Origin of the sequence: Streptomyces sp. HUAS 31 (assembly GCF_028198125.1) — a bacterium.
GTDB lineage: Bacteria > Actinomycetota > Actinomycetes > Streptomycetales > Streptomycetaceae > Streptomyces > Streptomyces chartreusis.
Genome location: NZ_CP116353.1, coordinates 9,311,045 through 9,335,918 on the forward strand (window position 1 = coordinate 9,311,045; position 24,874 = coordinate 9,335,918).

The window sequence follows — 24,874 nt, forward strand, 5'->3', positions numbered from 1 at the left end:
TGGACACGTGTCCGGTGCGCTTTCCAGGTTACCGGACACGTGTCCACTTTTCGGAGGCGGAACATCAGGAGAGGCTTATGAGCGCGTCAGCACGGCGTCAGGACGCGGTGGAGAACCGGAACCGCATCGTGGAGGCCGCCCGGGCAGCCCTCTCCGAGTCCGACCGCGTCCACCTGAACGAGATCGCCAAACGCGCCGGAGTGGGGCAGGGCACGCTCTACCGCAACTTCCCCAACCGCGAAGCGCTCCTCGCCGAGGTCCACCGGCGCGACGTCGAAGAGCTCGTGACCGCCGCCTCCGCCCTGCTGGAGGAACACGAGCACGAGCCCGTTGAAGCCCTGCGCCTCTGGCTCGACCGGGTGGTCGACTACGCCGAGATCAAGCGCGGCGTTCTGGCGGCGCTCGAGCCTGCGGCCTGGCAGGACCTCGTCGCCCACAGCCACAGCCCCATCGAAGGCGCCCTCGGTGAACTGCTCGACGCCGGGCAGGCGGCCGGTGCCCTCCGTACGGACATCGACGCGCACGGTGTCCTCGTGCTCGTCGCCTGCCTCGGCCGACTGGACCGGGACGAGTGGGAGTCGACGGCCCGGCCCCTGATGAACGTCATCCTCGACGGCCTCCGCCGGTAGTCACGGCCCGAAGCCTCCGCCCCAGTCACACCTCCGAGTGGCGCTATGGACCTCTCCCGGAAGAATCGGAGACAGGGCCAATAGCTTGACGGGGGTATCCAGCCGGGCCAGGGGAGCGGCCTTCGGCGTGTGAGGGGAGCCTGTCGTGCCGGAAGGACTGGAAGGACTGGAAGGACCAGAGGGGCCGGCAGCGCCGGGAGCACCTGGCGGGCGGCGGTCCACCGCACCCGAAGACGCCCTGGCCATCGCACTCGTCGACCCGGCGGGCCGTATCAGCCTCTGGAGCTCCGAGGCACAGACACTGACCGGCCACCCGGCCTCCGAAGTCATCGGCCGAGACCTGTCCGTACTCGCCGACAGCCCGGCCGCCCACGGCCGGACACTCGTCGATCGGCTCATCCGGGACGGCGGCGGCGTCCGCACCGACTGGCTGCGCTGCTTCGACGGCACCAGCCGCAGCGTCAGTTGGCGTGCCGTGCCGTTACCGCTCGACGCCGGTACAGGTCTGTTGGCCGTGGCCGGGCACAGCTCCCAGCAGGCCGACTGGTGCGATCCCGCGGCAACCGATCTGCTTCTGCGCTCCTCACCGATCGGTCTGGCCGTCCTCGACAAGGACCTGCGCTACCGCTTCATCAACGACTCCCTCGCACGCCTCAACGGCCTGCCCGTCGCCGCACACCTGGGCCGCAGCATCCTGGACGTCCTCGATCTCCCCGACCCCCGGGCGTACGAGGACATGCTGCGCCGTGTGACCGACGCCGGGGAGACCATCGACAATCTGCACGTGGCCGCGATCAGACCCGATGGCACGCCGTACGCGGGCGTCGGCACCCTCTTCCCGCTCCGGGACGGCGACGGCCGCATCGTGGGACAGGCCGGCGTCGTGCACGACCTGGGTGGCACGAGGGCCGAGCTGCTGGACACCGCGCGGAACCAGCGTCGGCTGGAGTTGCTCAGTCGCATCGGTGCCGGGCTCAGTCAGGGGCTGGACGTGGCGAGCGTCGCGTCCAGGCTCTCGGCGGTCTGCACTCCGGCGTTCGCCTCGACAGTCACCGTGGACCTCCTGGAAGAGGCGGTGCGACGCGACCCCGACTCGCGGACGCGCACCGGGGTGGAGGTGCGGGGATCCGGCGAGGCGGAGGCCCGCACCAGACCGCGGGTCCATCCGCTCAGTGCCGGAGCCGGCGGATCTGCCGAACCCGAACGGGACTTGCCGCGGTCCCACGAGGCGTCCATTCCCGTCAGTGAGTGCATCCGCTCCGCCGACGTCGTCTCCTTCAGCGCAGGCGAAGAGGAGCAACAGCCGTGCCACGGAATCGCCTTGCCGCTGCTGGCCGCCGGACATGTTCTGGGAGCGGTCACCTTCTCCCGACCCGGCGGCTTCGACGCCGATGACGTGCTCACCATGCACGACATCGCCGCCCGCGCCGCCATGGCGATCGACAACGCCCTGCTGTACCGGCGGGAGAGGCTGGCCACGCTGGTCCTCCAGCGCCGTCTGCTGCCCGCACGTCTGCCGGACATTCCCTGGGCCCGGTCGGCCCACCGCTACCTTCCCGCCCAGGACGGGACCCTGGCCGGCGGCGACTGGTACGACGCCGTGCAACTGCCCGGCGGCCGTATCGGACTGACCGTCGGTGACGTCATGGGACACGGACTCGGTGCGGCCGCGGCGATGGGCCGATACCGGTCCTCCGCTCGCGCCCTGCTGGCCGTCGGTCTGGAACCCGGTCAGCTCCTCACCCGCCTCGACGGGCTGAAGGACGAGGCCGACAACGACCTGCCCGCCACCTGCGCCTGCGCTGTCTACGACGGGGCCACCGGAGACCTACGGCTCGCGCTGGCCGGTCACCCGCCGCCACTGCTGGTCCGCCCGGACGGGTCGGCGGACATACTCGCGGCCGACCCGGGGCCGCCCTTGGGCATGGGACTTGACCACGTGTACGAGAGCGCCCGCTACGCCGTCCCTTCCGGAAGCCTGCTCGTTCTCTACACCGACGGCATGATCGAGGATCCCAGCACGTTCCTGGACCTCGACCAAGGGATCGCCATGCTCCGCCGGGCGGTGCACAACACCGAGTCACCGCTGGCCGAGATCTGCGACGCCCTCATCGCCGTACGCCCCACCGACTCGGCAGATGACGCCACCGTGCTCGTCACCCGACTCACCCGCCTCCGGCCCGCGTCGGCGATCGGGCCGGGCGCCTTCGCTTGATCCACATGCTCGTCCGGTGCATGCGGCGTTACGTTGGAAGCGGGCCCCCACAGTCACTCCCGCACCGGATCGCGAGCTCTCGGTGGAGCTGCGGAGGCCACTACCGAGTGACTTCGACGGCGACTTGTCCGGCCGGCACGACCCACCACGCGGTGAGCGTGGAGTTCGGGGTCGAGTTCTGGATGTGGGCCCGGGCTCGCACGGACACGCCCGCGGCAGCTCACCACCTTGGAGAACGATCATGGGTGACTTCGCTGTGAACACGTCCACCGCCGGAGGCCAGTCGCAGCCCTGCGCCGACGCGCTGTTCAGCAGCACGCTGTTCACGGCCGTCTGGGCGGACGGCGGGGACGCCGGTATCAAGGGCAGGCATGTCAACACCACGGGCACGCCGGTCGGCCCGGAGTTCGTCGTCAGCGACACGTCCCCCGGCAACAACACGAACCGCCAGCGGCCCTTCGTGGACTCCATCGGGACGGACACCTTCACGGCCTGGGTCGAGCAGCCGTTCAACCTGCCCCCGCCCGCTCCGCAGGTCGTCCTGCGGCGCCTCGCCGGCGCGCAACCGGTCGGACCTCCGGTCCAGGTCAGCACCGACTCCATCGACCTCACGTGCCCACCGACCGTTACGCGGATGATCGACGGCGGCTGCCTGGTCACCTGGACGGGCGGCGGCGAACAGCAACGCATCCGCGCCCAGCGGTTCGGGCCCGGCGGGCAGAAGGCAGGCGCCGAGATCGCGGTCAACACCAGCCCCGCCTTCCACACCGACGCAACGGTGACGCTGCTGAACGACGGGGACTACGTCGTCGCCTGGACCGACGGCGAGGCGGTGGGCGGCGGCGGACTCGTCTACCGGGTCTTCGGCTTCGACGGCACGCCCCGGACGGACGAGGTCCGCCCCGACGTCACAGGATTCGGACGTCTGGGCCGAGGCGTGCTGACGGCCCTCGACAACGGACGGTTCGTCGTCGCGCACATCAACGCCACCGTCCTCAGCGACCTCGGTGTTCTTCAGACCACCGCCGTGGCCAGCGTCTTCGACCCGGCCGGCGACGGCGAGGTCATCACCAGCGCCTTCGCGGGCTCACCGAAGCACTTCCACCGGACCTCGCCCGCACTGACGGCGCTGCCGGGAGGCCGCTTCGTCCTCGGCTGGGTGGAGGAGAGCGCGGACACGTTCGACACCGTGCCGACCGTGATGGCGCAGCTGTGCTCGGACTCCCAACTGGAGATCGGGCCCAGGGTCCAGGTCAGCTCCGGCGCCGCGAAGGACCGGTTCGGCCTCAGCGCCGCCGCCGTCTTCAGCAGCGACATTCCGCAAAAGGTGTTCCTGTCCTGGACCGCCATGACGGACGACGGCGACACCTCCATCCGCGGCAGCGTCCTCACCGCCGATTCCGGCGGGCTGTCCTCCTGACGGTTCACTGCGCGGCGGCATCGGTACGAGGCTGGAGTCCGGGCCCGTGCGGTGGAGGCCGTGACGGCCGGCCTTGGACATCCCCCGGCTCCATGGATCGCTCGCCCGGCTGCCGCCGTCCAGCAGCGATGAAGGGGGGCGTCCTTCCTCGTGGTCGGCAGCCGCGGACTCGGCGGATTCGCCGGACTGCTGCTGGGAGTAGAGCGCCGGGGGGCGTCGCTACTCCTCAGCCCGCTCGGTCGGGCGCGGCAGCAGCAGGGCTACGGCACGTGCGGCGACCGTGCCGGGTGGCGGTCCGGTGTCCAGTACGGCCCCCCGCTCGTCCGGCGCGAGGGGCTCCAGGGTCGCCAGCTGCGACGCGAGGAGCGACTCCGGCATGAAGTGCCCGGTGCGATGGCCGATCCGTTGCTCCAGCACTTCCTCACTCGCCGTCAGATGGAGGAAGAAAACACTGGGTGCGGCCTCCCGGAGCGTGTCGCGGTAGCGCCGCTTCAGCGCCGAGCACGTCACCACACCGCCGCTCCCTGCCTCGGCGTGCTCGTGCAACCACCGGCCGATGGCCTGCAGCCAGGGCCGGCGGTCCGAGTCGTCGAGCGGAATACCCGCGGACATCTTGGCGATGTTGCCGGGGGAGTGGAACTCGTCCGCCTCCGCGAAGGGGATGGCGAGGCGCTGCGCCAGCGAGTGCGCCACCGTGGTCTTGCCGGTGCCGGAGACCCCCATCACCACGATGCACGGGCCGCGTGGCTCGGCGCGCGGCGAGGTCACGGCGCTCCCCGAGGACGCGCGGTGGGCGCCGGCCCCCGAGCTGCCCGCGGACGGCCGCCCGGCACCTGCCCGTCTGTTCCTTCCCCCTCGCGCCACGGCCCTCCCGACCCCTCGCCCACCGGCCCGTCCGAACCCGCCGCGTACTCGCCGAGCGGCACGACGCCCCTCGACCACGCGGACAGTACGGGCTCGAAGACCCGCCACGCCTCCTCGGCCTCGTCACCGCGAATGGACAGGGCCGGGTCGCCGTTCAGGACGTCGAGCAGGAGCCGGCCGTAGGCGGGGAGTTCGGGCGGATCCAGCTGTGCCGTCAGTTCGAGCGGGACGAAGGTGTGGGTCTTCGACCCGATGCCCGTGATGTCCAGGGTCAGGCCCTCCGGTTCCAGGCCGAAGATCAGCGAGTTGGGCAGGGCTTCCCCGCCGTGGCCGAAGGGCAGGTGCGGTACGGCGCGGAAGTGCACGGCGACTTCCTTGCGGTCCGCCGCGAGGGCCTTCCCGGTGCGGAGGCGGAAGTTCGTGCCCGACCAGCGCCAGCTGTCGAGTCGCAGCTCGACCTCGGCGAAGGTCTCCGTGCGCCGCTCGGGGTCGACGCCCTCCTCGTCGGCGTACGCGGGCACGTCCACGTCGCCGATCCGGCCGGCGAGGTAGCGGGCGCGGCGGGTACGTCGTACGACGTCGGCGTCGGACAGCGGGCGGACCGACCGCAGCACATCGACCTTGCGGTCGCGCAGGTCGCGTTCGCCGAGGGTGATCGGCGGTTCCATGGCGACCAGACAGAGCAGTTGCAGCAGGTGGTTCTGGAGCATGTCCTTGAGGGCGCCGACACCGTCGTAGTAACCGGCCCTGCCCTCCAGGGCGAGGGTCTCGTCCCAGACGATCTCCACCTCGGCGATGTGGGTGCTGTTCCAGATGGGTTCGAGGACGCGGTTGGCGAGCCTGCTGCCGAGGACGTTCTGGACGGTCGTCATCGCCAGGAAGTGGTCGACACGGAACACCGACCCCTCCGGCAAGGTGTCGGCGAGCAGCCGGTTCAGTGCCACCGCGTCGGCCAGCTCCTCACCGAACGGCTTCTCCAGCACGATCCGGCTGCCCGGCGGCAGGCCCGCCCGGTGCAGGGCGGTGACCACGGCGGGGAATAGCGCCGGTGGAAGGGCGAGATAGACGGCGAGGGGTTCGTCGGGGGTGATGAGCGCCGCGACGTCGGACGGGTCCGTGACGTCCGCCCGTTGACAGCGGGCGGCATCCACGATCGCCTGCCGGGCGTCCGCCGGACAGGTGTCGGCGTGGCGGTCGAGCTGACCGGCTGCCCACTGCCGGAACCGCGCGCTGTCCCAGTCCTGGCGGCCGGCCGCCGTCAACCGGAAGCCGTCGTCGAGATGCCCCGCCGCTCGCAGCGCCGCCAGTGCCGGCAACAGGAAGCGCGCACTGAGGTCGCCCGTCCCGCCGAGGACGGCGAGATGATTGATCACGATGCCACCACCCCCGTATGTGCCCCTGCTTGAGCCCGTGCGAGGTTGACGCCGCTGGCGATGATCCCGATGTGACTGAACGCCTGGGGAAAGTTGCCCATGAACTCTCCTGTGGACGGGCGGATCTGTTCCGACATCAGACCGAGCGGACTGGCCCGGGCGCAGAGCGAGGCATACAGCTCTTCGGCCTCGTCGATCCGGCCCTGGGCGGTGAGGTTGTCGACCAGCCAGAAGCTGCACAGCACGAAGGCGCCCTCGTCGCCCGCCAGTCCGTCGGGTGACTCCTCGTGCAGATAGCGGTGGAGCAGGCCGTCGCCGGCCGAGAGGCGCTCCGCGACGGCCGCGCAGGTCGCCGCCATCCGAGGGTGGTCCGCGGGGACGACCTCACGCAGCGGGAGCGCCAGGAGGCTGGCGTCCAGGGCGCCGCCACCGTCGAGATGGGCGCTCAGGGTCTGCGCGTCCTCGTCCCAGGACTCCTCCAGAATGTGCCGGCGCAGCCGGTCGGCCGACGCCCGCCAGTGCGCGACCCGTCCGGGCAGGCCCAGCCGCTCGCCGATGGTCGCCGCCCGGTCCAGGGCCACCTGGCACATCGCGGCCGAGTACGTGAAGGCCCGTCCCTCGCTGCGGACCTCCCAGATCCCCTGGTCGGGCTGCCGCCACGCCTGCTCCGCGCTGTCGGCCAGCCGAGCCAGCCCGTTCCAGAGCGCGGGCTGGACCTCCCGGCCGGTACGCAGCCACTGGTCGGCGCAGTCCAGGATCTCGCCGTACACGTCGTGCTGACGCTGATCGGTCGCACCGTTGCCCCAGCGCACCGGGCCGGAACGGCGGTACCCCTCCAGCTCGTGGTCCTCCACCTCTTCGGGCACCGGGAGGCCGTCGAGGGTGTACATGATCCGGGGACCCCGGCCCTGCTCGTAGGCGTCGAGGACCCAGCCGAGGAAGGCGTCCGCCTCGCTGCCGAAGCCGATGCGGCGCAGGGCGAACACGGCGAAGGCCGCGTCACGGATCCAGGCGTAGCGGTAGTCCCAGTTGCGGATGCCGCCGATCGGCGCCGGCAGGGACGAGGTCGGCGCCGCGACCAGTGCGCCGTTGGCCCAGTCGTCGCACAGCTTCAAGGTGATCGCGGAGCGCCGGACCAACTCCCCCTCGGGACCGGCGTAGTCGAAGTGCTTCATCCAGCGTCGCCAGGCGTCGGCGGTGTCCCGCAGCATCGCGTCCGCGTCGAACCGGTGGTGTCGGTGGAAGCGGCCCCAGGACAGTACGACGTCGAGCCGCTCTCCCTGTGCCAGGTCGTGGAGGCTGTGCGTGCCGGTCACGGGGCGGTTGGCGCGGAGGTGCAGGCGCAGGTCCGGGCGCAGCGAGGGGCGCAGCTCCAGTCCGCTGAACAGGGCCCGTGTCCGCCCGCCGCCGCGCGGTTCCAGGTCCACACGCAGTCTGACGTGTCCGTTCAGGACGACGGCCGACCGTACGAGTTCGCCGCGCCCGGCCGGGGCGTCGTCGGTGAGGTCGGCGCCGGATCGTACGGCCATCGCGTCGGTCAGGCGCACCAGCCCGGTGGCACAGCGCAGCTCGGTGACCAGGACGCCGGTGTCGGGCTCGTAACGCTGCCGGGCCTCGGTCACGTCCTGCGGCGCGAAGGTGAAATGCCCGCCGCGCGCGTGGTCCAGCAGGCCGCAGAACACCGGCTCGGAGTCGAACCGCGGAAGACAGAGCCAGGGGATGGAACCGTCCAGGCCCACGAGCGCGGCCGTCGCACCGTCCCCGATGAGGCCGAGGTCCTCCAGCGGCAGGTACCCGTCCCGTCGGCGGAGCGGCCTGAACGGCGGACCGAGATCGTCCATGACGCCTCGCCTCCAGGAACATTCCGTTTTCACCATCTCAGAGGTGAATCTTGATCGCGATCGGTGACCGGGGGCCCTCGGGCGGGACGACGACGTGGACGCGCCGGCCGTGTCCCCGCCGTGCGTGCTGTGTGGGGAACCGGCGCGTCACCAGGTCGCGGGGTTCCCTCAGCCACCTGGACTCCGCGGAGTGCGGCTGCGCCGCGCAGGTGGAGGCGACCGAGTCCACCGACAGGCCGGATCTGATCGGCACCGCCGTCGCGTCCGCGCTCGACGTCAACGGGGCGTATCTGAGCGCGCTGAAGACGCACCTGTCGCTGGGCCGGCTGGAGCACTCCACCGGCAACCACCACGACCGGCGTCGCGCCGGCTGCTGGAGAAGTTCCGGATCGCCCTGAAGGACGCCCGGGACCGTGCGATCGCCGACAACCGGGAGCTGTATCGCACCGACTGGAGGCACCTCATCCGCTCCCAGGTCTTCGCGAACCTGTGATGGAAGGTCCACGTCATCGGCGGCTGGCGCGCGGTGTTCGCGGAGGGGCGCGGCGTCACCGAGGTGAAGGTGAAGGACGTCCACACCGTCGGCTCCGGGTGAACACGGGGGCGGGCGCCATGTGTTGGCCGCTGCGCCCGCCGTGCCCGGTCCACTCCCGTGATCTTCGAGCCGTCAGGAGATGCGGACGCTCGACCAGTTGGTGGCCTTGCCGACCTGCGTGCGGTTGGCGAAGCCGCCCTGGCCGTCGCCCCGGTTCAGCCAGGCGCGGCCGTCCTTGTCGAGTGAGATCAGGTCGGCCCGGCCGTCCCCGGACAGGTCGAGGCCGCCGACCACGTCCTTGTAGGACGTGCCCCAGTCCTTGAAGACCAGGGACCGCGGCTTGAAGGTGCCGGCGCCGGTGCCTCTGAAACGCCAGAGTTCGTTCGACGCGTCGATGCCCAGCACGTCGTTCTTGCCGTCGCCGTCGAGGTCTCCGGCGGAGATCAGCTTCTTGTAGCCGCCGTAGCCGGACCCGGCGAGCGCGCGGGCCTTGAAGCCGCCCGAGCCGTTGTTGGCGTACAGGTACAGCTTCCCGGACGCCGCGGACCGGGTCAGCAGGTCGGCGCGGCCGTCGCCCGTCAGGTCGCCGGGCGAGAGGACCGCGTCGTAGGCGCTCCAGTCCGACGAGACCTTGACGTGGAGCGACTGGACGTCGGGCAGTCCGCCGCACATCGTCGGGTAGACGTCCGCCTCGCCCCTCGACTGGCGGACGAACACGTCATTGCAGCCGTCGCCGTCGAGGTCGCCGAACGGCAGCACAAGCGTGCCCGTCGGCCAGCTGGTCGCGCGCTGCCCTGCGGACAGCTTCGTCGCGTCACCCGCGTACACCTTCAGTCCGGTGCTGCCCTTGCCGAACAGGTCGGCCTTGCCGTCGTCCGTGTAGTCACGCCATTTGGGCAGCGCGCGGCTGCCGGTGGTGGCCTGGTGGACGCCGGTCAGGACGGTGCTGTCGGTCGCGGACCGCTTGTACTCGTCCCACAGCACGACCGGGCGGCCCAGCGCGTCGGCGGCCACCTGCGGCGCCCCCGCGAACTGGGCGCTCGTCGCGCTCAGCCGCCGCGGCGCGGACCAGGTGCCGCCCCTGAACACGGCGGCCATCGTGTACTCCTCGTACGAGTAGCCCTCCCGCCACGTCACCGTGACCGTGCCGCCCGAGGTGGCGGCCGCGCGGACCGCCCGCACCTTCTTGTGCGTGGAGAAGGTCTGGGTGTACGGCTGCCAGGCCCCGGTGGACGCCGAGCGCAGGGCGTACCAGGAGCCGGTCGAGTAGCCGGGCTCGCCGGCCACGAAGAGATCGCCGTTGGGGAGGTACACGGGCGCCGTCATCCCGGACGTGCTGCCGTAGTCGGCGGCGGAACGCGGGGCGCTCCACTGCGTGGCGCCCGGCGCCCGGCGGGTGTGCATGAGGTGCGCGAGGTCGTCGTAGAACACGTCGAAGCCGCCCTGCGGATTGGCGAACGCCTTCGGGCGCGCCAGGTCCGCACCCGGGACCGGGAAGCCCTGGACCGCGGACCAGGCCGTCGCGGCCGGGGCCTTCTCCAGTGCGACGACGGCCTTGCTCGACTGCCACTGCCAGACCAGCAACGAGGTGCCGTCCTCGGCGACCGCCAGGTCCATGCTGGAGATGTTCCGACTGCCGGACGGGGGCTGCGTGTTGAGGTCGGACGGGCCGGTCCACGCGGCCTGCGGGCCGGCCTTCTCGGCGGCCTTCACGACGCCGGAGACCGCCCACACGGCCACCACTCGGCCGTCGGGTGCCGCCGCCAAATGGTGGTAGCCCTTCTCGGGGACCGCGGCGACGTACTCGGGCTCGGAGAAGGCGCTCGCGCCGGGCTTGAGGGTGGCCATCTTCAGCCAGTAGTTGTTGTGGTCGTCGGCACGCTTGGCACGCCAGGCCAGGCGCACCGAGCCGTCGCCGAGCGACACCAGCTCGGTGTTGTACCCGCCGGCGTCCGCCCAGGTCTGCGGGGCGAGCCAGCCGGTGCTGCCGGCGGGCCGGATCCGGGTGGAACGGGAGAGTCCGTCGCCGGTGAGGGAGACGAGCGTGCCGTTCCCGGCCGACACCAGGGCGTTCAGGCCGCCTGAGGCGGAGACGGGGTTGGGGTTCGGGGCGTGCAGGGTGCGGGCGCCCCAAGGGCCCGGCGCACGCTTCTCGACCGTGGGCGCTGCGCTGCTGGTGGCTGCCGTGGCGGTGGTGCCGGCGGCCGCCGCAGCCGTGCACGCAAGGGCCAGAACGGGAGTGAGCGCGATGCCGAGCACCGCGCGGGACTGCGAAATCATGGGAATGCCCCCCCGGGCAGGGCGAATCCGTCTAGGCGAATTCGCCGAACTGTTCGATCAAACCAGGCGCAGCGTATATCAGCCAAGATCGTCCCGCTCGGGGGGTTTCCCTGTGCGTCCTCGAAGGGCTCAGCGTTTGAGCGTGAAGGTGAAGTCGCCGGCGAGTCTGCCGTTCAGCCGGACCGCTGAAACGAGCTTCCCTTCCGAGATCAGTCGCTCGACCTCGGCCCGGGAAAGGCCGCAGCCTTCAGCGATGAGCCGCACCGGCCGGACGGGAATCCGCGCCGCGAAGCGGACCGAGACGTCGATGACCGCGCGGTCCAGGTGATCCGAACCGCCGGTGTCGAGACGCCAGGCGCCTTCCCAGTCGAGGGCGATGCGATTGCGACGCTGCACGGCCGGATCCTGGAGCAGTTCGGCTGCCAGGCCCGGGTCGTTGTCGTGCATGCGGTCCAGCAGTTCGGACGGTATGGAGCGCACATTCACGCGCTCCAGGACCGTGAGCTTCGCGGTGTCCCCGCAAGATGCGCAGAGCACGAGGAGCCAGGCGTCCAGGAGTTTGTGGTTGGCGTTGACGCGGAATTTGCCGTTCGCCAGGAAACGCTCGGACGCGCACGCGTGGCAGCGCCGGACGACGAGCGGAAGGCAGGTGGGCATGACCACCCAGATGTTGAGCACAGAAGTACACCGGTTCCAGTGAGAAGTCCGCAGCAAAAATCAGCGCGGCGCAGATGCGCGACGCGCGACAGATCAGCTCTCGGGAGGTCTCACACGGTGTACAACGGCACGTCCTTGCCTGGACTACTCGGGTCGGCAGCACGCTAATGGCGCCGGGTGGCGCCGTTCCACCGAATTACGGCTGCCCGGTCGTCACTCGCCGTCCGGGTTCGTGTGCCGCCGTTCCCACCACCACAGCCCGCTGGCGCGATGGTCGTGCTCGAAGCCGGGGCCGAGCGGCCCCACCCGCTCGATCGCATCGGCGGTACGCGGGTCGTCCCGGAGGGCGAGACCGTACGCGGCTTCCAGGCACACGAGTTGGTTGTCCTCGTCGAGCAACGCGACCAAGGCGTCGGCGACGGCGGGCGTACGGTCCGAGGACGCGGCCAGCTGCACGGCCGCCGAACCTCGCAGATCGGGATCCGCGTCCTCGGCCAGTAGCAGCAGGGCCCGGACGACCTCCGGCAGGAACGCGAGGTCAGGCATGCGTGCTCGTGCGGGCGCGCTCGACAGGACGTGTGCCTTCCGTGGCCACAGGACTGATTCGGATCGCATTCTCGGGTACCCGGGGCCCGCACGCCGGGGAGTGCCGACCGGTCGACAGCGGTCGGCCTCGCCCTGGAACCGAACGAGGAGGATCCGTGAGCACGGTCAAGGAAGCAATCGACGTACACGTCTCGCTGCGCAAGGCGTACGACCAGTGGACCCAGTTCGAGGAGTTCCCGAACTTCATGGAGGGCGTCGACGAGGTCACGCAGCTGGACGACCGGCACAACCACTGGATCACCAGCATCGGAGGGGTGCGGCGCGAGTTCGACACGGAGATCGTCGACCAGCTCGCGGACGACCGGATCACCTGGCGGTCCGTCGACGGCGAGACCCGGCAGCGCGGCTCGGTCCGCTTCGAGCCCCTTGACGACATGCACACCCGGGTCGAGCTCACGATGGACGTCGAGCCCACAGGCCTGGCCGAGAAGGGCGCCGACGCACTGGGCCTGATCGACCGGCGGGTGAAGGGCGACCTGCGCCGCTTCAAGGACTACGTCGAGAGCGGCGGCGCCGACAGCGACGGCTGGCGCGGACGCATCCGGCCCGAGAACCCGGGTTCGGTGCTCTGAGGGATCGCTGCGGGCGTGCTGCGAGGTGGCCGTGACCCCCGGCAGGGGTGTGGCGGGGGTGATGGCACGATGTGGGGATGGTGGCGAATCAGTCCTGGTCAGGGCTTCATGGAGACCTGCTCGCGGCGAAGACATCGGTGTACGACCCGAGTGGCTTCGACTGCTCGCAGCCGGTGCCCGAACCGGAGAGTGCCGAGTACGCGGCGCACGCGTTCACGCTCGACGAGCTGTCGGTCAGGTTCCGCGTGGCCAGGACCACCCCTACGAAGGTCGGCCAGTTCGTCACCGTGTGGCAGCGATCCGCGGACGGCCCGATCAGGCCCTTCGACGCCGAGGACGGGATCGATCTCGTCGTCATCAGCAGCCGCGACAGTGACCACTTCGGGCAGTTCGTCTTTCCCCGTGAGGAGTTGTGCCGACGCGGGGTCATGTCCCGCAACGGCTCCGGCGGCAAGCGGGGGTTCCGCGTGTACCCGCCCTGGGTGACCACGACCAGTCGCCAGGCGGGCAGCTCGCAGGCGTGGCAGGTGCGGCACTTCCTCGATCTCGGGGAGGGGGAGCCCGTCGACGCGGCGCGTGCCCGGGCTCTCTATCACCCGTAGGTGCGTGGACGTCTCCGCTGGCAGACGTTCGCTGCTCGGCCGGCGCGCCCCTGCGCCGATCGGCTCAGGCGCGGCGCGCCTCGGTCGTGGGAGCGATGGCCTGTGGAGGATCGGTGAGGCGGGCCGCCCGGCATCGCCCCACGTGTGAAGAGGTACGGCCATGAATCTCCTCGACCACCCGCTGTACCGGTTTCTCCCGCTCGCCCACATCCTCCGCGTCACGCGGACGGCCCGCTGATGTGCGCGGCCCGCGAGGACGCACCGGGCGGCGGTCGCTACGGAGAGGCCGTCTTCCGTCCCGAACAGGCCGGCGAGGGCGAGCGGATCGACTTCGGTGCTCTCGCCTACGACGACATCACGATGGCGAGGCTGCGGGCACTCGGGGCAGGTCCCGGGTGGCGTTGCCTCGACGTGGGTGCCGGCACGGGCACGGTCTCCCGCCGGTTGCTGGACGAGGCCGGGGTGGAGAGCGTGCTCGCCGTGGACCGTGATGTACGGTTCCTCGCCGAGCGGCCGGGACTCGACGTTCTGCAGGCCGACATCACCGCCCCCGACCCCGTCCACGGCGGGTTCCAGCTCGTCCACGCGCGCTTCGTGCTCATGCACCTGGCCGAGCATGAAAGCCTGATCGCCGCTCTGGCCGAACTCGTCGCCCCCGGTGGGGTGATGGTGCTCAGCGACGCCGTCGATCTGACCAGCGACCGGACACCCGGCACGCCGTACACCACCGTGATGCGGGCGATGTGGGAAGGGCTGCGGGCAACCATCGGCACCGACGTCTCCTGGGTGCCGTCGTACCCGCACCTGTTGCGCGGGGCGGGGCTCGAGTCCGTCGCCGCCGAGATCCATGTGCCGCCGCTGGTGCCGGGGAGTCCCATCAGCCGCTTCTGGGCGGACACCTGGGAACGGAGCAGGGCGGCGATGCTCGCCACCGGTCTGGTCGACGACGCGGCCGTGGACGCGGGGATCCGCTATCTGGGCTCCGACGAGTGCGCCGCCCTGTCCGGCGGCATGCTCACCGCCTGGGGCTGGAAGGCCGAGGAGGAATCTCCGTCCTGATTCATCGAGCTGCTCACTGACCGTTCTCGAAGAACATGTTGATCAGCCCTTGGGCGGTGTTGGCCTCCGAGTCGACCCGGTGGATCTCGGCGTCCTCCGATGCGGCGATCTCGGCGCTGCGCGGGAACATGACCTGCTCGTACTCGGTGAGCGCGGCCTCGACGTCGCCGGGGTGCGCGGCCATGGCCTTGCCGAGTTCGGCGCCGTCGAGCATGGCGAGGTTGGCGCCTTCGCCGTTCGGGACGGTGAGGTGGGCGGCGTCGCCGAGCAGCGTCACCCCGGGCACCCGGTCCCACCGGTGGTCGGTCGGCAGGGCGTAGTGAGGGCGCAGGACCGGCGCGGTGTCCGTGTCGGTGATCAGTGCGGTGAGCTCGGGCGCCCAGTCGGCGAACTCCGCGGCGATCCGCGCGGTCGCCGAGTCGGCATCGGTGAAGTCGATCGCGTCGAACCAGTCCAGCGGCTCGGCCAGCGCCACGTAGATGTGCAGGGTGTCGCCGCTCTCCCGGTGCGCGAAGAACTGCCTGCCCGGCGAAGGCGCGATCATCGAACCGCCGCCCACCGCCTTCGCAGCGGCGGGATGCCGGGTGTCGGCGTCGTAGAGGTAGGTCTCCACGACCGATGTCCCGGAGTACTCGGGCGTGGCGGCGGACAGCAGCGGCCGCACCCGTGACCACGCACCGTCCGCGCCGACCAGCAGGTCGGCGGTGACAGTGGTGCCGTCGGCGAAGGCCACCTCGTGACGCCCCTCGCCCAGGGCGCGGGTGCCGGTGACCTTGTGCCCCCAACGGACCGTGCCGGCCGGCAGCGAGTCGATCAGCATCTGCCGCAGTTCGCCGCGCATCACCTCGGGGCGTCCGCCCGTGCCGTCGTCGGCTTCTTCGAACATGACGGTCCCGTCCCGGTCGAGGACCCGCATGGCCTGGCGGCCCTCCAGGACGATGGCGTGGAACTCGTCCATCAGGCCGGCCGCCTCGACGGCGAGCTGCCCGTTGTAGTCGTGGATGTCGAGCATTCCGCCCTGTGTACGCGCCGACGGGGAGGGATCGGCCTCGTAGACCGTGGCCGGGATTCCGTGGACGTGCAGGACGCGGGCCAGGGTGAGGCCGCCGAGTCCGGCGCCGATGATCGTGACGGGAGTATGCATGGCCGTTCCTTCGGGATCGGGCCGACCGGTGTGCTCCGGCCGGCTGTCCCTGAAAGGTGCCAAGCCCCGCCGACGAGCCACCGATATCGGACCGACAGCCCTGACAGATGACCGACACGGCCGGCCGGCCCCGACACCTGCCTCACAAGGCGTGCGCCGCGGAACCAGGCCGGGTGTAGGCCCGCCGCGGGGTGAGAGGCTCGTGATCGCCGGTACAGACGACGACAGCCTCCACGGGTTCACCGCAGTCACGGTGGAGGACCTCCAGCGGTGGTCCCTCGGCGTCAGCCGTGTACCGGTCCCCCCACTGCTTCAGGGCGATCATCACCGGCCACAGTTCCCAGCCCTTGCCGGTGAGCCGGTACTCGTGCCGGGTGCGGTGGCCCGCCTCACGGTACGGAACGGTCTCCAGGACCCCGGCAGCGACCAGCTTGCGCAGCCGGTCCGCGAGTACCGCCTCCGACAACCCGACATGCCGGCGGAAGTCGTCGAAGCGGCGCACGCCGTTCATGGCGTCACGCAGCACCAGCAGCGACCACTTCTCGCCGATCAGATCGAGGGTGCGCTGCACCGTGCAGTTCTCGGTGCTCGTCTCCAGCCAGGTCATGACGCCATCGTAGGCTGGCTTCGTCATTGACAGCCAGCTCCTCGCACAGCTAACTTCGATTATCAAAGCCAGACGGGGAGGAACCGACGTATGACGAGGTCACGCACATACGAGTGGCAGGATCCGAGCATTTCCGCGGCCGACGTCGGCCAGGAGAGCGGCCTCGACTTCCTGCGCAGGGTGCTGAGCGGACGCCTGCCCGCCCCGCCCATCGCCGCGACCCTGGGTTTCACCCTGGACCAGGTCGAGTTCGGTCACGCCGTGTTCGCCCTGGCTCCGGGGGAGGAGCACTACAACCCGATCGGCAGCGTCCACGGCGGCGTCTACGCCACGCTCCTGGACTCGGCCGCCGGCTGTGCCGTGCAGTCCGTGCTCCCGGCCGGCATGGGGTACACCTCGCTCGACCTGAACGTGAAGTTCCTGCGTCCGATCACCGTCGACAGCGGCAAGGTCCGGGCCGTCGGCACGGTTCTCAACCACGGCCGCCGCACCGCCCTGGCCCAAGCCGAACTGCTCGATTCCGACGACCGGCTGCTGGCCCACGCCACCAGCAGCTGCATGCTCTTCCCCGTCCCGCCGAGCTGACAGCGGCAACCGCACCCCTTCAGCCGACCGACCGCGCCCCGGTACAACCTCCGGCTCGCTCGCCGGTCTGACTCATCGGGGTGTTCATGGGATCGCAGCAGCAGATCGCCTTCTTCCTACGGGAGTTGGAGGACGGCGACACCTGGCGGCGCGCCGCCGCAGCGAAAGGGCTTGGTCGGATCGGGCAGGACGAGCACGCCTGGGTGCTCGTCGGATTCGCCGATGACCGGGCGGCCGAAGTGCGTGAGGCCGTGGCCGCCGGGCTGGGCCGTCTCGGGGTGGCCGAGGCGGGCCGCGCGGTTCTTCCCGGCCTCATGGACGACGAGGATCCATGGGTACGGCGCCGGGCCTCCCGCTCCGCGATCCTGCTCGGGCTCGACGGCCCGGCGTTCGTGGATGCCTTCTCCCGTCTGCTGGGCGACCCCGACCACCACCTGCGGATCAACGCCCTGGACGGCCTGCGAGCGCTGGGCGTGCCCGGTGACGTCGGCGCGCTCCTGGCGCTTCTGGGTGACCCGGACTGGGCCGTGTGGGGTCGTGCCCGCAGCCTGGTGTTCGACTTTCGCAAGGACCCGGCCGTCAGCGCCGAGCTGGTCCGTACGGCGGAGCAAGGCGCGGCGGACGCTCGCGTGCCGGCTCTCGAACTGCTCCCGAAACAGTGGTCCGAGCGCATCCGCGATTCGCTCGTCACGGGCCTGCGCGACGAATCGCCCCGGGTGCGGAGCTCCGTGGCCCGCCGACTGGCCGACCTGGAGGACATGCGGAGCCAGGACGCCTTGGCCGAGGCGTTGGAGGCCGAACAGGACGCCGGTGTCGCGGAGTTGCTGATACGGCTGCTCGCCGAACGGGGCGACGAGCGGGTGACCGGACCGGCGATCCGATGGCTCGGCGATACCGCCGCCGGGTCGTCGGCGGCGTCCGCGCTCGGAGCCGTAGGGACACGGGTGGCCGTCCATGTGCTGCGAACGGCCGTGACGGACGGCGCGCTGCCCGGCCGTACGCGTGCGGACGCCGCGAAGGCCATCGGGCAGGCGGGGCGTTGGGACGCCGTATGGCTGCTGCTTCCGCTGCTGGACGACCCCGACGGTGTTGTGCGTGCGGGTGCGGTGGCGGGCCTGGACACGCTGGTAGCCGATGGGCTGCGCTTCTGGGAACGCCATTCCGTGGCACGGGCGTTGGTGGCACACCTCGCCGCCGACCCGAACACGGTCTGGCAGACGCACAACGCGCTCATCGGCCTGGCCGAGGCACTGCCAGGGCTCCGGCGGATCGTGGACCGGACCCCTTCTGCCGACGTCCGTGCCGCCGCGCTGTCGCTCCTCGACACGCACAACGCCACCGACGAGGACACCGAGCACGACCTGGCGCGCTTCGTTCGCGCCCTGGACGACCCGGACGAGACGGTCCGCCACCACGCCGCCGAGGGCCTGGCCCACTGGGTGGTGACCACCGGCGTCCGGCCGCGGGACGAGCAGCGGTTGCGCGCCCGGCTCACCGACCTCGCCGCGGACGCCTCGCAGGCGGAGACCCGTGCGGTGGCCGACGAGGCGCTGCGGGCGCTGGACGGGTCAGGCCGCTTCTCGGCGTGACCGGGAAAGGCGGGGGGCGACTGCACCCATGCCGTGGAGCCCAGGTGAAAACCCTGTGGAAGCGGTGTCGGTGGTGCCGTTTATGCTGCCCCAGATGATCACGCGGGACCCAGGGGAGGGCGCGGCATGTTCGGCAAGCTGTTCGGTAGGGACGCGGAGAGACCGGCGGCGGATCCGCATGTCCTTCCCGCACGCAAGCAGAAGCACGGGACGTACGCGCTGCGCGCGCTGGGGGACACGCGGGTGCTCGCGCTGGTCGAGGCCGCCGACGCGGGTGACTGGCCGGCGGTGAAGGCGGCGCTGGCCCCCTTCGACCTCGGCCGTGAGCAGGCGGTCCTCGGGCAACTGGCCGTCGTGGACGGTGTGGAGGAGTGGATCGTCCGGGCCGCCGAGGAGGACAAGGGCGACAAGGAGCTCCGCGCGACCGCTCTGCTCATATCGGGCGCGCGCCATGTCTCCTGGGGCTGGGATGCGCGTACGTCCGCCCGTGCCGTGGACGTCAGCCGTGAGCAGTGGCAGACCTTCTACGAACGGCTGCGCATCGCCGAGGAGCACCTGCTCGAGGCCGCCGAGCTGCGGCCCGACTGGGTCACGCCGTGGCGCCATCTGCTCACCTCGGGACGCGGCATGTCTCTCGACGACAGCGTCCAGGAAGCCCGGCTCGCGGCCGGTCTGCGCCGTGATCCGCTGAACCTGGACCTCCACCTGGAATGGGTGTCGCACCTCCAGCCCCGTTGGGGCGGAGAGCCGGGCCAGGCCCTGGAGTTCGCGCAGAAGGCGTTCGCCGCCGCGCCCGACGGGCACCGGCTCGGCTGTGTCATCGCCATGGCACGTATCGAGGAGTGGGTGGAGTCCGACGACCGTGACTGCCTCCAGCAGCCCCGGATCCGGACCGAGTTGCGGGAGGCCGCGGAGCGCAGCATTCTGCACCACGCTTACGAGCGCCGCCTGGGCTGGCAGGGCGACTACAACATCTTCGCCATGGCCCTCTCGCTGGCGGGCAGCAGCAAGGCCTCCAATGTCTTCCGCGAGCTGAACGGTGTGATCACCGAGTGGCCGTGGACCTTCATGGCTGAGCCGGAGAAGGCGTACGCGCGTTTCCGCAAGGCCTTCTGAGCCACCCCGCCGCACTGGCTGCACCGGTCGCACCGGCCTCACTGACCGCATCGGCCACCCGGCCACCCGGCCGCATCAGCCACCCGTCCGCACCGGCCTCACTGGCCGCATCGGCCACCCGGCCACCCGGCCGCATCGGCCATCCGTCCGCACCGGCCCATCGGCCACGTCGGTTTCCCGGTCACACCGCCACCGCCCGCCCTCGGCCGGTCCCACGGACCACCGCCCACCCCTGCCGTTCCCTTCACCCCGGACTGCCCCATGCCCTTGCGCGACACCTCCGCCGACCACGCCGCCACCGACCGCACCTTCCAGGTCGACCTCCGCGGCCTGGTGGACCTCCTCTCCCATCACCTCTACTCCAGCCCTCGCGTCTACCTGCGCGAACTCCTGCAGAACGCGGTCGACGCCCTCACCGCACGGCACACCGTCGAGACCCACGGCGACTTCGGTATCCGCTTGTACGCCGACGGCAAGCTCGTACGCGTCGAGGACGACGGCGTCGGTCTCACCGAGGCCGACGTGCACACCTTCCTCGCCACCATCGGCCGCAGCAGCAAGCGCGCGGAGCGCATCGCCGAGCAACGCGCCGACTTCATCGGCCAGTTCGGCATCGGCCTGCTGTCCTGCTTCCTGGTCGCCGACGAGATACACGTCGTCAGCCGCTCCGCCCGCACCCCGGACGCCCCCGCCGTGGAGTGGCGCGGACGCGGCGACGGCAGCTACACCGTCCGCACCCTGCCCGCCTCCGCCCGCCCCCGACCGGGCACCACCGTCACCCTGACCCCCCGGTCCGACGCGGGCGAATGGACCCGCCCGCAGCAGGTGCACGCGCTGGCCCGGCACTTCGGCTCACTGCTGCGCCACCCGGTGACCTTCGACGACGGCTCGGGCGGCGCGCCCGCGCCCGTCAATCCCGAGCCGGCGCCCTGGGCGCGCAGCTTCCCCACACCGGGCGCCCGTTCCCGTGCGCTGGCGGCGTACGGCGAGGAGGTCTTCGGGTTCACCCCGCTCGACACCATCGAACTGGACCTGCCGGCCGTCGGCCTGAAGGGCATCGCTTGCGTATTGCCCGAAGCAGTTCCCGCCGGACGCCGTCACGGCCACCGCGTGCACGTCAAGGGCATGCTGCTGTCCGAGCAGGCGGAGGAGATCCTGCCGGAGTGGGCGTTCTTCGTGCGCTGCGTCGTCGACGCGGAGAGCCTGCGCCCGACGGCGTCCCGCGAGTCCCTCTACGAGGACGCCACCCTCGCCGCCGTCCGCGACGCCCTCGCGGAGCGGCTGCGCGAGTGGATCGCCCGTGCGGCCGCCAGCGACCCGGACCTGCTCGGCCGCTTCCTCCAGACCCACCATCTGGCCGTGAAGTCGCTCGCGGTGCACGACGACGAGATCCTGCGGATGCTGCTGCCCTGGCTGCCGTTCGAGACCACCGACGGGCACACCACCCTCGACGAGTTCGCACGCACCCACCGCACCGTGCTCGTGACGTCCAGCGTGGAGGAGTTCCGGCAGGTCGCGGCGATCGCCTCGGCCGCCGGACTCGGAGTCGTCAACGGCGGCTACACCTACGACCGTGAACTCGTCCACCGGATGCCGGAGATCAGGCCGGAGGTCAGTGTCGCCGACCTCGACCCGGCGACCCTCACCGCCCACCTCGACCCCGTGGACCGGGAGACGGAACTGGCCGCCGCGCCCTACCTGGCGCAGGCCCGCGACGCGCTCGCCCTCTTCGACTGCGATGTCGCCCTGCGCACCTTCCAGCCCGCTTCCGCCCCCGCCCTGCTCGTCGACAGCCGCGAGGCCCGGCACGAGCGCACCCGCTCCCGGCTCGCCCGCGAGCAGGAGGGCGGGCTGTGGGGCGACATCCTCGGCGCCCTGCGCCAGGAGGCACCGCGGGCCCAGCTGATCCTCAACCAGCTCAACCCGCTGGTCCGCACCGCCGTCGCCATCGACGAGCCCGAGCTGGCCCGCACCAGCGCCGAAGCCCTCTACGGGCAGGCCGTGATGCTGTCCCGACGTCCCCTCAGGCCCGCCGAGTCGAGCCTGATCAACCGTTCCTTCCTCGACCTTCTCGCCCACGCCCTCCGCAAGGACAGCTGACGATGCCGACCGCACCCCAGAACACCGACGAGCTGTACCAGGCGCTCCAGGAGAACGACCGGCGCCCCTACGGCCGCACCCGCACCGTCACAGCAGAGGAACTCGTCGACGCCGCCGAGCAGTTCGACGAGCCCCGCGCGCTGGTGCACGCCCTCCTCGAACTCCAGGAGGCGTACACCTACGGCTCCGAACCCCGTAAGTCGCCCGTCGTCTTCGCCCGTCTGCTCAATCTCTTCGACGAGCAGCCCGACGTCTTCGACGACCGCCTGCGCCACCTGTTGTTCTGGCGTTTCAAGTGGGTCGGTCACGCCCTGCGCCAGCTGCCCGAGGTCCCGCTGACCGGACTGCGCCAGTGGCTCACGGAGATGCGCGACCGGTACGAGAAGGCGGACCTCGGCCTCCAGCCCTATTACGGGCAGGCCTACCAGCTCGCCGCCCACCTGGGCGAGGGCGCCACCCTCGCCTACGAGCTGTGGGCGAGCCGCACCCGCACCCAGCTCAGCGACTGCGAGGCCTGCGAGATCTGCGAACGCGCCCTCTACCACCTCATGGAGGGCGACGACGAGCGGGCGCTGAGCGTGTGGGAACCCGTACTGGCCGGCAAGGAGTCCTGCCAGGAGGAGCCGGCCCGCTCCGTGTCGTACGCGCTGCTGCCCCTGCTGCGCACCGGCCGCACCGACCGGGCCCGGGAACTGCACCTCACCGGCTACCGCGGCTGCCGCCGCAACCCCTCCATGTCCCAGGAGGTAGGCCGGCACCTGGAGTTCTGCGCGCTGACCGGCAACGAGGCCCGGGGCCTGGAACTGCTCGCCGAGAACCGGATCATGTTCGACGAGGTCGACTCGCCGCTCGATCAACTCGGCTTCCTCACCGGAGCGGAGGTCCTCCTCCAGCGCGTCGAGAGCCTCGGCCACGGCGCACTGCCCGCCGCCGGTTACGCCGGCCGCACCTGGACGGTGGCCGACCTGCGCGCCGAAGTACGCCGTCGCGCCGACGACCTCGCCGCCCGCTTCGACGCCCGCAACGGAACCACGGCCCACGCCGACCGTCGCCGGGCCCGCCTCGACCGCGCCCCGCTCGTGAACGCACTGGAACTGACCCTGCGCGCCCGCGCCCTGGACGACGTGGCCCCGGCCGCCGCCGTCCCGGTGACCGCGCCCACCTCCCGCACGGCCGCCGCCGTCCCGGACGAACTCTCCGAACTGATCATCCACGCAAGGGCGTTGGACGAGAGGGGCCACCCCGACGCACAGGCATGCTGGGCGCGACTGCGCACCCTCGTCGCCACCCGCGACTACACCCACCCCGACGACCCGGCCGTCGGCCCGCTCGTGCGGCTGCGCGCGGACCTGCTGGCCGAGGAGGCGAGCAGGGCGGGAGACAAGGACGAGTTCACGGACGCCGCCGACCTCCACGAGGAGGCCGCGGCTCTGTACGACGACGCCGGGGAGGCGGGGCAGGCGGCGGTGTCCCGGGCCTGTGCGCTGCTTGCGGTGGCCGAGAAGGCCGTGGCGGATGCGTCGGCTGGGAATGCCGGGGAGGACGCCGAGGCACCGGCCGAAAGCGCCGCGCAGGGCACCGAAGCACCCGCGGACAACGCCGCGAGGGGCATCGACGCGGCCGATGCCAAGGTCGCCGCGCTGACCGCCGCCCACGCGTCCATGGTCCGCCTGCACGAGGAGACCCCCGACCTCACCCCGTCCCAGGAGGCACGCCTCCTCCGTCTCCGGGCCACCGCACTCGGCCTGCGCCTCCAGACGTCGAGGAGCGAGGAGCACGCAGCCCCGGTTCAAGCCGAGATCGACAAGCTGCTCGGGTTCGCCACCGAGCACGACATCGCCGTACAGGTCTCGGGCGCGCTGCTGCTGCGGACCAGCACACACGCCCTCTCCGGCGACCTGCCCGCCGCGGTCACCGAGATCGACGCACTCTTGGACCGGCTGAAGTCGTCAGGCCCCGCCTGGCACCTGCCCCGCACGCTCGGCCTGCGCGGCCGGCTCCAACTCGCTCTCCACGACGCGCAGGCCGCTCAGGCGGACCTGGCCGAGGGCCTGCGCCTGGCCGCCGAATGGCCCGCCGACGCGGTGGACACCGCCCGTCTGCACGGCGACCTGGCCGAAGCCGTCATGCACCTGGGCCGCCCCGATGAGGCCCTGCGCCACCTGACGCGCTCGGCGGAACTGGAGCTCCGCAACGGCAGCCGTACGGACGCGTACTGCACGTACAGCAACGCGGCTCAGCTCAGCCTCGACCTGGGGCGCGTCGAGGACTGCATAGCCCTGCTCGACTCGCTGCTCGCGGAGCCGGGCGTAGCCGCCGGTGACGTCGACGACCGACTGGTCGCCCAACTGCGCCTCACTCGCGCCCGCGCACTGCACGCGGGGGAGGACCTCAAGGCCGCCACGGCGGAGTTCGTCGCCCTCGCCGCCGAGTCGGCCGGCTGGCACGACGACCCCGGAAGCCACGCGATGATCGCCGCGGAGACGGCCGTACTCCTCGGCGAGTCGGGCGAGTTCGACCGGGCCCGCGAGGCCGCGGACCAGGCACTCGCCGCCCACGCCCGCGCCCCGCGCTACGAGCACCTCAGTAACAGCATGCGCGAACTCGCCCGCCTCCAGGCCCAACAGCAGGGCCGGCAGGGCCTGGACAGCGCCCGCGCCTTCCTCACGGACGCGGGCCGAATCGCCGACGAGGCCCGCACCGCCGAGTACGAGACCCACGGCCGCTCCCTGGACACGGCCCTGGCCTATGAACACGGACGGGTGGCGGCCTACGCCGGCGAGTACGAGGAAGCCCTCATCGCCCTGGACAAGGCTCTCGCTCTGCTCGGCGACCCGAACCAGGACGACGACGCCGGCGAATGGGCCGAGTGCGTCCGCCTCGCAGGCGCAGTGGAGGGCCTCTACCTGGAACGCCCCGCCCCTGCCCTCACCCGCCTCGACACGGCGATCGCCCGGTTGACGGCCTTGGGCCACACGGAGGAGGCCGAGGCACTGACGTCGTTGGCGACCCGCCTGCGCGACGAGTAGTGACGGGTCGGTGCCGGGGCGGGCGTGGAACCGCCCCGGCACACCCGGGCC

Annotated in this window: 19 protein-coding genes and 1 pseudogene; 12 read left to right on the plus strand and 8 right to left on the minus strand. The window is 71.4% G+C overall.

Annotated features, from left to right (window positions below; genetic code table 11):
* Positions 1 to 77 precede the first annotated feature (77 nt).
* From PGH47_RS40550 to PGH47_RS40560, 3 genes are all read left to right on the plus strand, one after another.
* Positions 78 to 629 (plus strand): TetR/AcrR family transcriptional regulator, encoded by a 552-nt coding sequence (locus PGH47_RS40550; protein WP_271667643.1) that lies wholly within the window; start codon positions 78 to 80, stop codon positions 627 to 629.
* A 145-nt stretch (positions 630 to 774) separates the two neighbouring features.
* Complete coding sequence (locus PGH47_RS40555; protein WP_271667644.1) at positions 775 to 2,844, plus strand: SpoIIE family protein phosphatase; 2,070 nt, start codon at positions 775 to 777, stop codon at positions 2,842 to 2,844.
* A gap of 241 nt (positions 2,845 to 3,085) precedes the next feature.
* Positions 3,086 to 4,264, plus strand: coding sequence for a hypothetical protein (locus PGH47_RS40560; RefSeq protein WP_271667645.1), 1,179 nt, complete (start codon positions 3,086 to 3,088; stop codon positions 4,262 to 4,264).
* A 219-nt stretch (positions 4,265 to 4,483) separates the two neighbouring features.
* On the opposite strand, the gene PGH47_RS40565 is transcribed toward PGH47_RS40560, so the two are convergent.
* Genes PGH47_RS40565 through PGH47_RS40575 form a run of 3 tightly spaced genes read right to left on the minus strand, consistent with a single transcriptional unit; the run spans position 4,484 to position 8,342 of the window.
* On the minus strand, positions 4,484 to 4,987 hold the full coding sequence (locus tag PGH47_RS40565; RefSeq protein WP_271668272.1) for a gluconokinase: 504 nt from the start codon (positions 4,985 to 4,987) through the stop codon (positions 4,484 to 4,486).
* A gap of 41 nt (positions 4,988 to 5,028) precedes the next feature.
* Complete coding sequence (locus PGH47_RS40570) at positions 5,029 to 6,501, minus strand: glucose-6-phosphate dehydrogenase (RefSeq protein WP_271667646.1); 1,473 nt, start codon at positions 6,499 to 6,501, stop codon at positions 5,029 to 5,031.
* Positions 6,498 to 8,342, minus strand: coding sequence for a glycoside hydrolase family 15 protein (locus PGH47_RS40575; protein ID WP_271667647.1), 1,845 nt, complete (start codon positions 8,340 to 8,342; stop codon positions 6,498 to 6,500). The genes PGH47_RS40570 and PGH47_RS40575 overlap by 4 nt, the downstream gene beginning before the upstream one ends.
* Before the next feature lie 212 nt (positions 8,343 to 8,554).
* Here PGH47_RS40575 and PGH47_RS40580 point away from each other — a divergent pair.
* A pseudogene (locus PGH47_RS40580) lies at positions 8,555 to 8,937 on the plus strand (hypothetical protein); the annotation flags it as partial.
* Between the two features lie 72 nt (positions 8,938 to 9,009).
* Here PGH47_RS40580 and PGH47_RS40585 read toward each other — a convergent pair.
* The 3 genes from PGH47_RS40585 to PGH47_RS40595 all read right to left on the minus strand — a co-directional run bounded on the left by PGH47_RS40585 (position 9,010) and on the right by PGH47_RS40595 (position 12,360).
* Complete coding sequence (locus tag PGH47_RS40585) at positions 9,010 to 11,157, minus strand: FG-GAP repeat domain-containing protein (protein ID WP_271667648.1); 2,148 nt, start codon at positions 11,155 to 11,157, stop codon at positions 9,010 to 9,012.
* Positions 11,158 to 11,286: 129 nt separating this feature from the next.
* On the minus strand, positions 11,287 to 11,835 hold the full coding sequence (locus tag PGH47_RS40590) for a DUF1062 domain-containing protein (RefSeq protein WP_271667649.1): 549 nt from the start codon (positions 11,833 to 11,835) through the stop codon (positions 11,287 to 11,289).
* Positions 11,836 to 12,027: 192 nt separating this feature from the next.
* The gene (locus PGH47_RS40595; protein WP_271667650.1) at positions 12,028 to 12,360 is read right to left on the minus strand and encodes a HEAT repeat domain-containing protein; all 333 of its coding nucleotides are present in this window, start codon (positions 12,358 to 12,360) and stop codon (positions 12,028 to 12,030) included.
* 155 nt (positions 12,361 to 12,515) lie between these two features.
* On the opposite strand from PGH47_RS40595, the gene PGH47_RS40600 reads away from it, so the two are divergent.
* The 3 genes from PGH47_RS40600 (at position 12,516) to PGH47_RS40610 (ending at position 14,653) form a co-directional block, all read left to right on the plus strand.
* Positions 12,516 to 12,992, plus strand: a complete 477-nt coding sequence (locus PGH47_RS40600; protein ID WP_271667651.1) for an SRPBCC family protein — start codon at positions 12,516 to 12,518, stop codon at positions 12,990 to 12,992.
* 77 nt (positions 12,993 to 13,069) lie between these two features.
* Positions 13,070 to 13,594, plus strand: a complete 525-nt coding sequence (locus PGH47_RS40605) for a MepB family protein (RefSeq protein ID WP_271667652.1) — start codon at positions 13,070 to 13,072, stop codon at positions 13,592 to 13,594.
* Between the two features lie 237 nt (positions 13,595 to 13,831).
* Positions 13,832 to 14,653: a class I SAM-dependent methyltransferase gene (locus tag PGH47_RS40610; protein WP_271667653.1), complete on the plus strand. Its 822-nt coding sequence runs from the start codon at positions 13,832 to 13,834 to the stop codon at positions 14,651 to 14,653.
* A 13-nt stretch (positions 14,654 to 14,666) separates the two neighbouring features.
* Here PGH47_RS40610 and PGH47_RS40615 read toward each other — a convergent pair whose 3' ends face one another.
* The gene (locus PGH47_RS40615) at positions 14,667 to 15,797 is read right to left on the minus strand and encodes an FAD-dependent oxidoreductase (RefSeq protein ID WP_271667654.1); all 1,131 of its coding nucleotides are present in this window, start codon (positions 15,795 to 15,797) and stop codon (positions 14,667 to 14,669) included.
* 142 nt (positions 15,798 to 15,939) lie between these two features.
* Positions 15,940 to 16,404 carry a winged helix-turn-helix transcriptional regulator gene (locus PGH47_RS40620; RefSeq protein WP_269638107.1) on the minus strand — a complete coding sequence of 155 codons (465 nt, stop codon included), beginning with the start codon at positions 16,402 to 16,404 and terminating at the stop codon, positions 15,940 to 15,942.
* 90 nt (positions 16,405 to 16,494) lie between these two features.
* On the opposite strand from PGH47_RS40620, the gene PGH47_RS40625 reads away from it, so the two are divergent.
* The 5 genes from PGH47_RS40625 (at position 16,495) to PGH47_RS40645 (ending at position 24,823) form a co-directional block, all read left to right on the plus strand.
* Positions 16,495 to 16,989, plus strand: a complete 495-nt coding sequence (locus PGH47_RS40625; RefSeq protein WP_271667655.1) for a PaaI family thioesterase — start codon at positions 16,495 to 16,497, stop codon at positions 16,987 to 16,989.
* Positions 16,990 to 17,075: 86 nt separating this feature from the next.
* Positions 17,076 to 18,578, plus strand: a complete 1,503-nt coding sequence (locus PGH47_RS40630) for a HEAT repeat domain-containing protein (RefSeq protein WP_271667656.1) — start codon at positions 17,076 to 17,078, stop codon at positions 18,576 to 18,578.
* A gap of 126 nt (positions 18,579 to 18,704) precedes the next feature.
* On the plus strand, positions 18,705 to 19,694 hold the full coding sequence (locus PGH47_RS40635; protein ID WP_271667657.1) for a hypothetical protein: 990 nt from the start codon (positions 18,705 to 18,707) through the stop codon (positions 19,692 to 19,694).
* 261 nt (positions 19,695 to 19,955) lie between these two features.
* The gene (locus tag PGH47_RS40640) at positions 19,956 to 21,794 is read left to right on the plus strand and encodes an HSP90 family protein (RefSeq protein WP_271667658.1); all 1,839 of its coding nucleotides are present in this window, start codon (positions 19,956 to 19,958) and stop codon (positions 21,792 to 21,794) included.
* A 2-nt stretch (positions 21,795 to 21,796) separates the two neighbouring features.
* Positions 21,797 to 24,823, plus strand: coding sequence for a hypothetical protein (locus PGH47_RS40645; RefSeq protein WP_271667659.1), 3,027 nt, complete (start codon positions 21,797 to 21,799; stop codon positions 24,821 to 24,823).
* The last annotated feature ends 51 nt before the right edge of the window (positions 24,824 to 24,874 follow it).

Bases quoted from the DNA above. Each gene is read 5' to 3' on its own strand.
- PGH47_RS40550 (WP_271667643.1), top strand. From the start codon at position 78: ATGAGCGCGTCAGCACGGCGTCAGGACGCGGTGGAGAACCGGAACCGC.
- PGH47_RS40560 (WP_271667645.1), top strand. From the start codon at position 3,086: ATGGGTGACTTCGCTGTGAACACGTCCACCGCCGGAGGCCAGTCGCAG.
- PGH47_RS40565 (WP_271668272.1), bottom strand. From the start codon at position 4,987: ATGGGGGTCTCCGGCACCGGCAAGACCACGGTGGCGCACTCGCTGGCG.
- PGH47_RS40575 (WP_271667647.1), bottom strand. From the start codon at position 8,342: ATGGACGATCTCGGTCCGCCGTTCAGGCCGCTCCGCCGACGGGACGGG.
- PGH47_RS40585 (WP_271667648.1), bottom strand. From the start codon at position 11,157: ATGATTTCGCAGTCCCGCGCGGTGCTCGGCATCGCGCTCACTCCCGTT.
- PGH47_RS40595 (WP_271667650.1), bottom strand. From the start codon at position 12,360: ATGCCTGACCTCGCGTTCCTGCCGGAGGTCGTCCGGGCCCTGCTGCTA.
- PGH47_RS40605 (WP_271667652.1), top strand. From the start codon at position 13,070: ATGGTGGCGAATCAGTCCTGGTCAGGGCTTCATGGAGACCTGCTCGCG.
- PGH47_RS40610 (WP_271667653.1), top strand. From the start codon at position 13,832: ATGTGCGCGGCCCGCGAGGACGCACCGGGCGGCGGTCGCTACGGAGAG.
- PGH47_RS40615 (WP_271667654.1), bottom strand. From the start codon at position 15,797: ATGCATACTCCCGTCACGATCATCGGCGCCGGACTCGGCGGCCTCACC.
- PGH47_RS40620 (WP_269638107.1), bottom strand. From the start codon at position 16,404: ATGACCTGGCTGGAGACGAGCACCGAGAACTGCACGGTGCAGCGCACC.
- PGH47_RS40625 (WP_271667655.1), top strand. From the start codon at position 16,495: ATGACGAGGTCACGCACATACGAGTGGCAGGATCCGAGCATTTCCGCG.
- PGH47_RS40630 (WP_271667656.1), top strand. From the start codon at position 17,076: ATGGGATCGCAGCAGCAGATCGCCTTCTTCCTACGGGAGTTGGAGGAC.
- PGH47_RS40635 (WP_271667657.1), top strand. From the start codon at position 18,705: ATGTTCGGCAAGCTGTTCGGTAGGGACGCGGAGAGACCGGCGGCGGAT.
- PGH47_RS40640 (WP_271667658.1), top strand. From the start codon at position 19,956: ATGCCCTTGCGCGACACCTCCGCCGACCACGCCGCCACCGACCGCACC.
- PGH47_RS40645 (WP_271667659.1), top strand. From the start codon at position 21,797: ATGCCGACCGCACCCCAGAACACCGACGAGCTGTACCAGGCGCTCCAG.